Origin of the sequence: Pseudomonas sp. RW407 (assembly GCF_003176655.1) — a bacterium.
Taxonomy (GTDB): Bacteria; Pseudomonadota; Gammaproteobacteria; order Pseudomonadales; family Pseudomonadaceae; genus Pseudomonas; species Pseudomonas delhiensis.
In genome coordinates, this window is the sequence record NZ_QGSL01000106.1 from 749,652 (window position 1) to 760,222 (window position 10,571).

Genomic DNA, 10,571 nt, shown 5'->3' on the forward strand with positions numbered 1-10,571 from the left:
AGGAGCGAGCTTGCTCGCGAACGCTTTTCCCGATGGGTGTGGCGTCAAGCGGGTTCGCGAGCAAGCTCGCTCCTACGGGAAAAGCAGGGAGAGCGGGGAGTTGGATGTTCATGGGCGCTCCGCGAGGATCACGTCCGCGGCGTGCTGCGGCATGGAGTACAGGTCCGCCGTGTCGGCGAAGGCCAGGCCGTTGCGCGACCAGGCGGCGCGCGCCGCGTCGTCTTCGAGCATCTGCGCCAGCATGCGGTTGAAGGCGTCCTGCTCGAAGGGCGAAGGCACCACGCGGCCGGCGTCGGCCTCGGCGATGTAGTGGGCGTAGCCGCAGACGTCGGTAACCAGCACCGGCAGCCCGGCCACCACGGCCTCCAGCAGCACGGTACCGGTGTTCTCATTGTAGGCCGGGTGGATCAGCAGGTCGGCGCCGAGCAGGAAGCGCGGGATGTCGCTGCGGCCCTTGAGGATCTGCACCTGGTCCGACAGGCCCAGGGCCTTGACCTGCAGCAGGAAGGGCTTGGGGTCGTCCTGGCCGATGGCGATCAGCCGGGTGCGCTTGCGCATCGCCCGCGGCAACGCCGCCAGGGCCTTGAGGCTGCGGTCCAGGCCCTTGGTCTTGAAACCCGAGCCGATCTGCACCAGCAGCAGGTCATCGTCGGCCAGCTTGAATTCGCGGCGGAAGTCGGCGCGGATTTCCGCGGCGTTGGCCGGCGCCCGGCGGTCCTGGGCGATGCCCGGGGGCAGCAGGTGGAAGCGCTCGATCGGGGTGTGGTAGTGCTTGATGAACAGCGGCTGCTGCACCTCGGAGATCATCAGCACCTCGGTCTTCGACTCGGGGGCGAACACCGCCCGCTCGTAATCGGCGAAGTGCTTGTAGCGGCCCCAGCGGCGGTAGATCGGGTTGCGCAGGGTCTGCGCCTTGTCCTCGAAGCAGCCGTCGGCGGCGTAGTAGACGTCCAGGCCGGGCATCTTGTTGAAGCCGATCACCCGGTCCACCGGGTCGCGGGCCAGATCCGCGGCCAGCCAGGCGCTGAACTTCTCGTTGCGGCGATGGTTGAACAGTGCCTTGACCGGCGCCACGCGAACGTCGAAGCCGGGCGGCACCTCGCCTTCCCAGATCGGCGTGTAGACGCGGATGCCATGGCCGCGCTTCTGGCATTCCAGGGCGATGCGCATGAAGTCGCGCTGCAACCCGCCGAACGGGAAGTACTTGTACAGGACGAAAGCCAGGGTCATCGAAGCGTCTCCGGGGCCAGCAGCAGCGCCTCCAGTTGCAGTGCCACGCGCTGCGGGTTCAGGCGCGTGAAGCACAGGGGCTGCTCTTGCCGCAGGTCGAACTGGCGCTTGTCTTCGGCCGTCGGCTGGTAGGTGCAGGTCTTCTGCAGGCAGGGTGCGCAGGGCCAGTCGCTGGCCAGGTGCACCTGGGAACGCCCGTAGGCGCCGGTCAGCCCGGGGTTGGTCGGGCCGAACAGCGACAGCGTCGGCACGTCCAGGGCGGCGGCCAGGTGTCCGAGCCCGGTGTCCACCGCCACGCAGGCGGAAGCGCCGGCCAGGACCTTGGCCATGCCTGCGAGGGATAATTTGGGGAGCACCGAGGCGTTTTCCAAGCCCTGGGCGATGCGCTCGGCGCGCTGGCGCTCGTTGTCGTTGCCCCAGGGCAGCCTGACCGACCAGCCGCGCTCGCCCATGCGCTCGGCCAGCTCGCGCCAGTAGGCCTCGGGCCAGTGCTTGGTGACCCAGGTGGTGCCGTGCAGGAAGACCAGATAAGGCTCGCCGGCGCTCTGATCGATCAGCAGGCCGCGGTCCAGCCCGTAGTCACCGACGCCCGCGGGCAATGGATAGTCCAGCGCCTGGGCGAACAGCTGGCGCACGCGCTCCACCGCATGCCGGCCCCAGGCGACGCGGTAGCCACGGTCGTAGAAGCGGCTGGCCGCCGGCTCGCGCGCGGATTCCCTGTCCAGCCCGGCGACCGGCACCTTCTTCGCGTAGCGCGTCAGCCAGGCGCTCTTGAGCAGGCCCTGGGCATCGATCACCAGGTCGTAGTCGACCTCGCGCAGGCGTTTCTTGAAGCGCCGCCACTCGCCGTTCTTCAGGGTCTGCCAGAGGTTCTTGCGCCAGCGCCGGATGGCCACCGGGATGACCTGGGCCACCGCCGGGTGCCAGGCCGGGATCTCGGCGAAGCCTTCCTCGACCACCCAGTCGAACTGGATGCCGGGGATGGCCCGGGCGGCGTCGGTGAGCGCCGGCAGGGTATGGATGACGTCGCCCAGGGACGACGTCTTGATCAGCAGTACCCTCATTCGACGTCGGCCGGGTCCGCGACCAGGCGGTCGAGTGCCTGCAGCACCTGCCCGGGCGGCAGTTCACGCAGGCAGTTGTAGTGGCCGAAGCGGCACACGCGGTCGAAGCAGGGGCTGCATTCCAGGCCCAGGCGGACGATTTCCACGGCATCGGCCAGCGGCGGGGTGAACTGCGGCGAGGTGGAGCCGTACACCGCCACCAGCGGGCGGTTCAGCGCGGCGGCCACGTGCATCAGGCCGGAGTCGTTGGTGACCACGGCGGACGCGCAGGACATCAGGTCGATGGCCTCGGCCAGGGCGGTCTCGCCGGCGAGGTTCAGCGACTCCTCGCGCAGGCCGGGGATCAGCCGCGAGCGGATGTCCTCGCCGCCGGGGTGGTCGTTCTTCGAACCGAAGATCCACACCTGCCAGCCGGCGCGGATCTTCGCCTCGGCGACCTTGGCGTAGTACTCCGCCGGCCAGCGCTTGGCCTCGCCGAACTCGGCGCCGGGGCACAGCGCCAGCACCGGGCGGTCCAGGCTCAGGCCGAACTTGGCCAGGGCCGCGTCGCGGCTGGCCGGGTCGATGGCCAGGCGCGGCTGCGGGTAGGGCCTGGGCAGCTCGGTGCCCGGCGGGTAGGCCAGGGCCATGAAGCGCTCGATCATCAGCGGGTAGCGCTGCTTGTCGAGCTTGCGGATGTCGTTGAGCAGGCCGTAGCGCATCTCGCCCTTCCAGCCAGTGCGCCGGGGAATGCCGGCGAAGAACGGCACCAGGGCGGACTTGAGCGAGTTGGGCAGGAGGATCGCCTGGTCGTACCGGCCAACCAGGGACTTGCCGATGCGCCGGCGCGCGGCGACGTCGAGCACACCGTGGCCGAGCGGGAAGCTCAGGGCCTGGCGCACTTCGGGCATGCGTTCGAGGATCGGCCGGCTCCAGTCGGGCGCCAGCACGTCGATCTGGCAGTCGGGGTGTTCGCGCTTCAGGCACTCGAAGAGCGTCTGCGCCATCACCATGTCGCCGACCCAGGAGGGACCTACGATCAGAATATTCATATGGGCTGCAGGCTATAGGCGGCAGGCTGCAGGTACAAGGCAGAACGCCTGCAGCCTGGAGCCTGCAGCCTCAGGCCGTTTATTTGACCAGTGTGCGCCACTCCGGATGGGCGCTGGTCTTGCCGGTGACCAGGTCGAAGTAGGCCTTCTGCAGTTGCTCGGTCACCGGGCCGCGGCGGCCGATGCCGATCTGCCGGCCGTCCACCTCGCGGATCGGGGTGACTTCGGCGGCGGTGCCGGTGAAGAAGGCCTCGTCGGCGATGTACACCTCGTCGCGGGTGATGCGCTTCTCGATCACCTTGATGCCCAGCTCGTTGGCCAGGGTCAGCACGGTGTTGCGGGTGATGCCGTTCAGGCAGGCGGTGACTTCCGGGGTGTAGATCACGCCGTCCTTGATGATGAAGATGTTCTCGCCCGAACCCTCGGCCACGTAGCCTTCGGGGTCGAGCATCATGGCCTCGTCGGCGCCGCCGGAGATGGCTTCCTGCAGGGCCAGCATCGAGTTGATGTAGGCGCCGTTGGACTTGGCGCGGGTCATGGAGATGTTCACGTGGTGGCGGGTGAAGGAGCTGGTGCGCACCTTGATGCCCTGCTCCAGGGCGTCGTCGCCCATGTAGGCGCCCCAGTGCCAGGCGGCGACTATCACGTGGACCTTCAGGCCGGCGGCGCGCAGGCCCATGCCTTCGCTTCCGTAGAACACCATCGGGCGGATGTAGGCGCTTTCCAGGTTGTTCTCGCGGACCGCGGCGCGGGTCGCTTCGTTGATCTCTTCCTTGGTGAACGGCATCTTCATGTTCATGATGTGCGCCGAGTCGAAGAGACGGTCGGTATGGGCCTGCAGGCGGAAGATCGCGGTGCCCTGCGGGGTGTTGTAGGCGCGCACGCCCTCGAACACGCCCATGCCGTAGTGCAGGGTGTGGGTCAGAACGTGGGTGGTCGCGTCGCGCCACTGCACCAGTTCGCCGTCATACCAGATCACGCCATCACGATCGGCCATCGACATATTTGCCAGCTCCTCACAGAAATTCGTCGTCCGGTCGCCGCGGAACCCAGCCCCGCCGGCGACCTGTGCGTACTGCCCGGGATCAGGCGAGCTCGAGCTCGCGCCAGACCCGCATCACTCCGCGGCGTTCTTCATGGAAACGGTCGCCGCCCACTACCCCTGGCTGTTTCTGCAGCGCCAGACGGTGCGCGGCTGCGCGATAGGCCTTGTAGGCCTCCTGCAGGAAACGGACGTCCTCGCTGGCGATCAGGCCAGCCCGCTCCAACCCTTCCAGGATGCGGATGTTGTCGGTGAACTGCAGCAACTCCGGGTGCTGCCACGACCAGGCAAGGGCCGCATATTGCACCATAAATTCGATATCGACGATACCACCGGCATCCTGCTTGAGATCGAAGGGCGCCGCGGCTTCGAAGGCATTCGGCGCGGTACCGGCGGCGGTCGCGGGGGTGCCCAGGTTGTCGCGCATCTTCGCGCGCATCTCGCTGACCTCGCGGCGCAGCTCGGCCAGGTCGCGATGGCGCCCCACCACCGCGGCGCGGATGCCCTCGAAGGCTTCGGCCACGCGCGGGCTGCCGGCCAGCACGCGGGCGCGCACCAGGGCCTGGTGCTCCCAGGTCCAGGCCTCGTTCTGCTGGTAGGCCTGGAAAGCCGCCAGCGAACTCACCAGCAGGCCGGCGGCGCCGCTGGGGCGCAGGCGCATGTCCACCTCGTAGAGCGCGCCGGAGGTGGTCTGGGTGGTGAGGAAGTGGATGATCTTCTGCCCCAGGCGGGTGAAGAACTGCGAGCCGTCGATGGGCTTGGCGCCGTCGGTCTCGCGCTGCGGGTCGCCGTCGTGGATGAACACCAGGTCCAGGTCCGAGCCGTGGCCCAGTTCCAGGCCGCCGACCTTGCCGTAGCCGACGATGATGAAGTCGGTGTCGCAGGGCGTGCCGTCGGCCCGCAGCGGCCGGCCGTGGCGCTGCACCAGCTGGTGCCAGGCCAGGGCCAGGACCTGTTCGAGGATGGCCTCGGCGAGCCAGGTCAGGTAGTCGCTGACCTTCATCAGCGGCAGGGTGCCGGCGATTTCCGAGGCCACCACGCGCAGGCCGTGGGCCAGCTTGAAGTGGCGCAGGGTCTCCATCTGCTGCTCGAGGTCGTCCTCGGGGATGCGCATCAGCCGCTCGCGCAGCTCGGCGATCAGCTCCGGCGCCTGCGGTGGACTGAGCAGGCGACCTTCATTAAGCAACTCGTCGAGCAGGATGGGGAACCTGGCGATCTGCTCGGCCACCATCGGGCTGGCCGCGCACAGCGTCAGCAGGCGCTCCAGGGCGCCGGGGTTCTCGGTGAGCAGCACCAGGTAGGCCGAGCGCCGCGCCACCGCCTCCACCAGGGGCAGCACGCGCTCCAGGGTCAGGTCCGGCTTCTCGTGCTCGGCGAGCATGTTCAAAAGGCGCGGCACGAAGGCGTCCAGGCGCTCGCGGCCCAGGCGCTGCATGGCGCGCACCTGGTTGCCGTGGCGCAGGTCGATGAGCCGCTTGAAGGCCGCCGCCGGCTCGGCGAAGCCGGCCTCGGCCAGCTGCCGGCAGGCGGACTCCTCGTCCATCTGCTCTTCCCACAGCGGCAGCCACTCGGCGCCGGGCGTGGCGCCCTCGCTCTCGCCGCCCTCGTCCTCGCCGGGGTCGGCGATCACCTGGCGGAAGTGCCAGTCGACGCGCTCGCGCCAGTGGTTGATCGCCTCGTGGAAGGCCGACCAGTTGGCGAAGCCCATGATGAAGGCCACGCGGATGCGCGACAGCTCGTCCTCCGGCAGCATCTGCGTCTGGCGATCGTCGATGGCCTGCAGGGCATGCTCGGCGTAGCGCAGGAACTGGTAGCCCTCGCGCAGCTCGGCGACCACCGCCGGCGGCAGGTAGCCCTGCCCCTCCAGGGTCGCCAGCACCCGCAGCAGCGGCCGCTGCTGCAGGCTCAGGTCGCGGCCGCCGTGGATCAGCTGGAAGGCCTGGGCGATGAACTCCACCTCGCGGATGCCGCCGGCGCCGAGCTTGATGTTCTCGCTCATGCCCTTGCGCCGCACTTCCTGCTGGATCAGCTGCTTCATGTTGCGCAGCGCCTCGATGGCCGAGAAGTCTAGGTAACGCCGGTACACGAACGGCCGCAGCAGCTCCAGCAGGCGCTGGCCGGCGTCCTGGTCACCGCCGACCACCCGCGCCTTGATCATCGCGTAGCGCTCCCAGTCGCGGCCCTGGTCCTGGTAGTACTGCTCCAGGGCGGCGAAGCTGTGCACCAGCGGGCCGCTGGAGCCGTAGGGGCGCAGGCGCATGTCGACGCGGAAGACGAAGCCTTCGACGGTGATGGCGTCCAGCGCCTTGATCAGCTTCTGCCCCAGGCGGGTGAAGAACTCCTGGTTGTCCAGCGCGCGGCGGGCGCCCTGGGTCTCGCCACCCTCGGGGTAGCCGAAGATCAGGTCGATGTCCGAGGACAGGTTCAGCTCGCCGGCGCCCAGCTTGCCCATGCCCAGCACCACCAGCTGCTGCGGCAGGCCGGAGCGGTGGCCGATGGGCGTGCCGAACTGCTGGCAGTGCCTTTCATAGAGCCAGCGGTAGGCCAGGTCGATGCCGTTGTCGGCGAGGTCGGAAAGGTCGCGGCAAGTGCCGGCCAGGTCGCTGCCGCGGGTCAGGTCGCGCCAGACGATGCGCAGCTGCTGGCGCCGGCGGAAGCGGCGCAGGCGGCGGCCCAGCTCGTCCTCGTCGGCGCAGTCGGCCAGCAGCGCCTCCAGCTGCGCGCGCATCTCGCCGCGCTCCAGCGGGCGGTCCAGCTGACCGCTGGCCACCAGTTCGAGGAACCCCACGGCGTCACGCGCCGCCTGTTCGGCGACGAAGTCGCTGGCCGCGCAGACCAGCGCGAAATCGTGGTGGCGCTCGGCGGACCACTGCCCATAAAGGGCGGCATGTTCGGCGGGAAGACTGGCAACGGCGTTGCTGAAGGCCTGCCCCGCGCGCTCGGCGAGGGGCTTGAGGGTGGCCGGCAAGGCGGCCCGGGACGGCAGAGTCATGCATCGATCCTGATGAACGGCAACCCCGCGGAAGCCCCGCCATTCGGGCGCCTGTAGTTTTACTACTAACTTTTTTCGGCGAAGGGCTGTATCCACTCGCGTTTTGTAGTAAAACTACAACCCGCCGGAACCACCCCCCGGTGCACTTCCAAGAATTCGCGGCGTCGCCCACGAGGCCGGCGCTGCTATCGGCAACGATCTACTGGCTTTCGATTCTGGAAGCCTTTCCGCCCTGGAGCAAGCCATGCAAGACCTCGATCCCGTCGAAACCCAGGAATGGCTGGACGCCCTGGAATCGGTCCTGGACCGTGAAGGTGAAGACCGCGCCCACTACCTGATGACCCGCATGGGCGAGCTGGCCAGCCGGTCCGGCACCCAACTGCCCTACGCCATCACCACCCCCTACCGCAACAGCATTCCGGTGACCCACGAAGCACGCATGCCCGGCGACCTGTTCATGGAACGCCGCATTCGCTCGCTGGTCCGCTGGAACGCGCTGGCCATGGTGATGAAGGCGAACAAGCACGACCCGGATCTGGGCGGCCACATTTCCTCCTTCGCATCCTCGGCAACGCTCTACGACATCGGCTTCAACTACTTCTTCCAGGCCCCGACCGACGAGCACGGCGGCGACCTGGTGTTCTTCCAGGGCCACGCCTCCCCCGGCGTCTATGCCCGCGCCTTCCTCGAAGGGCGCATCAGCGAGGACCAGCTGAACAACTTCCGCCAGGAAGTGGACGGCAACGGCCTGTCCTCCTACCCGCACCCGTGGCTGATGCCGGACTTCTGGCAGTTCCCCACCGTGTCCATGGGCCTGGGCCCGATCCAGGCGATCTACCAGGCGCGCTTCATGAAGTACCTGGAAAGCCGCGGCTTCATCCCCGCCGGCAAGCAGAAGGTCTGGTGCTTCATGGGCGACGGCGAGTGCGACGAGCCCGAATCCCTCGGCGCCATCTCCCTGGCCGGCCGCGAGAAGCTGGACAACCTGATCTTCGTCATCAACTGCAACCTGCAGCGCCTCGATGGCCCGGTGCGCGGCAATGGCAAGATCATCCAGGAACTCGAAGGCGTGTTCCGCGGCGCCGAGTGGAACGTCAACAAGGTCATCTGGGGCCGCTTCTGGGACCCGCTGTTCGCCAAGGACACCGCCGGCCTGCTGCAGGCGCGCATGGACGAGGTCATCGACGGCGAATACCAGAACTACAAGGCCAAGGACGGCGCCTACGTGCGCGAGCACTTCTTCGGCGCGCGTCCGGAGCTGCTGGAGATGGTCAAGGACCTCTCCGACGACGAGATCTGGAAGCTCAACCGTGGCGGCCACGACCCCTACAAGGTCTATGCGGCCTACCACCAGGCGGTCAACCACAAGGGCCAGCCGACCGTCATCCTGGCCAAGACCATCAAGGGCTATGGCACAGGCTCCGGCGAGGCGAAGAACATCGCGCACAACGTCAAGAAGGTCGACGTCGAGAGCCTGAAGTCGTTCCGCGACAAGTTCGACATCCCGATCAAGGATGCCGACCTCGAGAACCTGCCGTTCTACCGCCCCGAGGAAGGCAGCGCCGAGGCCAAGTACCTGGCCGAGCGCCGCGCCGCCCTGGGTGGCGTGATGCCGGTGCGCCGCGAGAAGAGCTTCCAGGTCCCGGTTCCGCCGCTGGAAACCCTCAAGGCCATGCTCGACGGCTCGGGCGACCGCGAAATCTCCACCACCATGGCCTTCGTGCGGATCATCTCGCAGCTGGTCAAGGACAAGGAACTCGGCCCGCGCATCGTGCCGATCGTGCCCGACGAGGCGCGTACCTTCGGCATGGAAGGCATGTTCCGCCAGTTGGGCATCTACTCCTCCGTCGGCCAGCTGTACGAGCCGGTGGATAAGGACCAGGTGATGTTCTACCGCGAGGACAAGAAGGGCCAGATCCTCGAGGAAGGCATCAACGAGGCCGGCGCCATGTCCAGCTGGATCGCCGCGGGTACCTCGTACTCCACCCACAACCAGCCGATGCTGCCGTTCTACATCTTCTATTCGATGTTCGGCTTCCAGCGCATCGGCGACCTGGCCTGGGCCGCCGGCGACAGCCGCGCCCACGGCTTCCTGATCGGCGGCACCGCCGGCCGCACCACCCTCAACGGTGAAGGCCTGCAGCACGAGGACGGCCACAGCCACATCCTCGCCGGGACCATCCCGAACTGCCGCACCTACGATCCGACCTACGCCTACGAGCTGGCGGTGATCATCCGCGAAGGCTCGCGGCAGATGATCGAAGAGCAGCAGGACATCTTCTACTACATCACCGTGATGAACGAGAACTACGTCCAGCCGGCCATGCCCAAGGGCGCGGAGGAAGGCATCATCAAGGGCATGTACCTGCTCGACGAGGACACCAAGGGCGCGGCCCACCACGTGCAGCTGCTGGGCTCCGGCACCATCCTGCGCGAAGTGGAAGCCGCGGCGAAGATCCTCCGCGAGGACTTCGGCATCGGCGCCGACGTCTGGTCGGTGCCCAGCTTCAACGAGCTGCGCCGCGACGGCCTGGCCGTGGAGCGCTGGAACCGCCTGCACCCGGGCCAGAAGCCCAAGCAGAGCTACGTCGAGGAATGCCTGGGCGGCCGCAAGGGCCCGGTCATCGCCTCCACCGACTACATGAAGCTGTACGCCGAGCAGATCCGCCAGTGGGTCCCGAGCAAGGAGTACAAGGTCCTGGGCACCGACGGCTTCGGCCGCAGCGACAGCCGTCGCAAGCTGCGTGACTTCTTCGAGGTGGACCGCCGCTGGGTCGTGCTGGCCGCGCTGGAAGCCCTGGCCGACCGTGGTGATATCGAACCCAAGGTGGTGGCCGAGGCCATCGCCAAGTTCGGCATCAACCCCGACAAACGCAACCCGCTGGACTGCTGAGGAGACGCATTGTGAGTGAGCTGATCCGCGTACCCGACATCGGCAACGGTCAGGGTGAAGTCATCGAACTGCTGGTCAAGGTCGGCGACAAGGTCGAGGCCGACCAGAGCCTGCTGACCCTGGAATCCGACAAGGCCAGCATGGAAATCCCCTCGCCCAAGGCCGGCGTGGTGAAGAGCCTGAAGGTCAAGGTGGGCGACACCCTGAAGGAAGGCGACGAGATCCTCGAGCTGGAAGTCGAGGGTGGTGCAGCCGAGGCTCCGGCCGCGGCGCCCGCCCCGGCTGCCGAAGCGCCCAAGGCCGAGGCTCCGGCCCCGGC

7 protein-coding genes are annotated in these 10,571 nt (G+C 67.8%); 2 read left to right on the forward strand and 5 right to left on the reverse strand.

Features of this window, described 5'->3' with window-relative positions:
• Nucleotides 1-108 precede the first annotated feature (108 nt).
• The 5 genes from DK254_RS20240 to glnE all read right to left on the reverse strand — a co-directional run bounded on the left by DK254_RS20240 (nucleotide 109) and on the right by glnE (nucleotide 7,359).
• Nucleotides 109-1,230 carry a glycosyltransferase family 4 protein gene (locus DK254_RS20240; RefSeq protein ID WP_109935203.1) on the reverse strand — a complete coding sequence of 374 codons (1,122 nt, stop codon included), beginning with the start codon at nucleotides 1,228-1,230 and terminating at the stop codon, nucleotides 109-111.
• Nucleotides 1,227-2,294 (reverse strand): lipopolysaccharide heptosyltransferase I, encoded by a 1,068-nt coding sequence (waaC, locus tag DK254_RS20245; RefSeq protein WP_109935204.1) that lies wholly within the window; start codon nucleotides 2,292-2,294, stop codon nucleotides 1,227-1,229. Before waaC ends, DK254_RS20240 begins: the two co-directional genes overlap by 4 nt.
• Nucleotides 2,291-3,325 carry a lipopolysaccharide heptosyltransferase II gene (gene waaF / locus DK254_RS20250; RefSeq protein ID WP_109935205.1) on the reverse strand — a complete coding sequence of 345 codons (1,035 nt, stop codon included), beginning with the start codon at nucleotides 3,323-3,325 and terminating at the stop codon, nucleotides 2,291-2,293. The genes waaC and waaF overlap by 4 nt, the downstream gene beginning before the upstream one ends.
• Before the next feature lie 79 nt (nucleotides 3,326-3,404).
• Complete coding sequence (ilvE, locus tag DK254_RS20255) at nucleotides 3,405-4,328, reverse strand: branched-chain-amino-acid transaminase (protein WP_109935206.1); 924 nt, start codon at nucleotides 4,326-4,328, stop codon at nucleotides 3,405-3,407.
• An 82-nt stretch (nucleotides 4,329-4,410) separates the two neighbouring features.
• Complete coding sequence (glnE, locus tag DK254_RS20260) at nucleotides 4,411-7,359, reverse strand: bifunctional [glutamate--ammonia ligase]-adenylyl-L-tyrosine phosphorylase/[glutamate--ammonia-ligase] adenylyltransferase (RefSeq protein WP_109935207.1); 2,949 nt, start codon at nucleotides 7,357-7,359, stop codon at nucleotides 4,411-4,413.
• A 244-nt stretch (nucleotides 7,360-7,603) separates the two neighbouring features.
• Here glnE and aceE point away from each other — a divergent pair, with 244 nt between their 5' ends.
• Nucleotides 7,604-10,252: a pyruvate dehydrogenase (acetyl-transferring), homodimeric type gene (gene aceE / locus DK254_RS20265; protein ID WP_109935208.1), complete on the forward strand. Its 2,649-nt coding sequence runs from the start codon at nucleotides 7,604-7,606 to the stop codon at nucleotides 10,250-10,252.
• Nucleotides 10,253-10,263: 11 nt separating this feature from the next.
• Nucleotides 10,264-10,571: biotin/lipoyl-containing protein (locus DK254_RS20270; protein ID WP_305888132.1), on the forward strand; the 308-nt coding region annotated here is incomplete at its 3' end.

Bases quoted from the DNA above. Each gene is read 5' to 3' on its own strand.
- aceE (WP_109935208.1), top strand. From the start codon at position 7,604: ATGCAAGACCTCGATCCCGTCGAAACCCAGGAATGGCTGGACGCCCTG.
- waaC (WP_109935204.1), bottom strand. From the start codon at position 2,294: ATGAGGGTACTGCTGATCAAGACGTCGTCCCTGGGCGACGTCATCCAT.
- glnE (WP_109935207.1), bottom strand. From the start codon at position 7,359: ATGACTCTGCCGTCCCGGGCCGCCTTGCCGGCCACCCTCAAGCCCCTC.
- DK254_RS20240 (WP_109935203.1), bottom strand. From the start codon at position 1,230: ATGACCCTGGCTTTCGTCCTGTACAAGTACTTCCCGTTCGGCGGGTTG.
- ilvE (WP_109935206.1), bottom strand. From the start codon at position 4,328: ATGTCGATGGCCGATCGTGATGGCGTGATCTGGTATGACGGCGAACTG.
- waaF (WP_109935205.1), bottom strand. From the start codon at position 3,325: ATGAATATTCTGATCGTAGGTCCCTCCTGGGTCGGCGACATGGTGATG.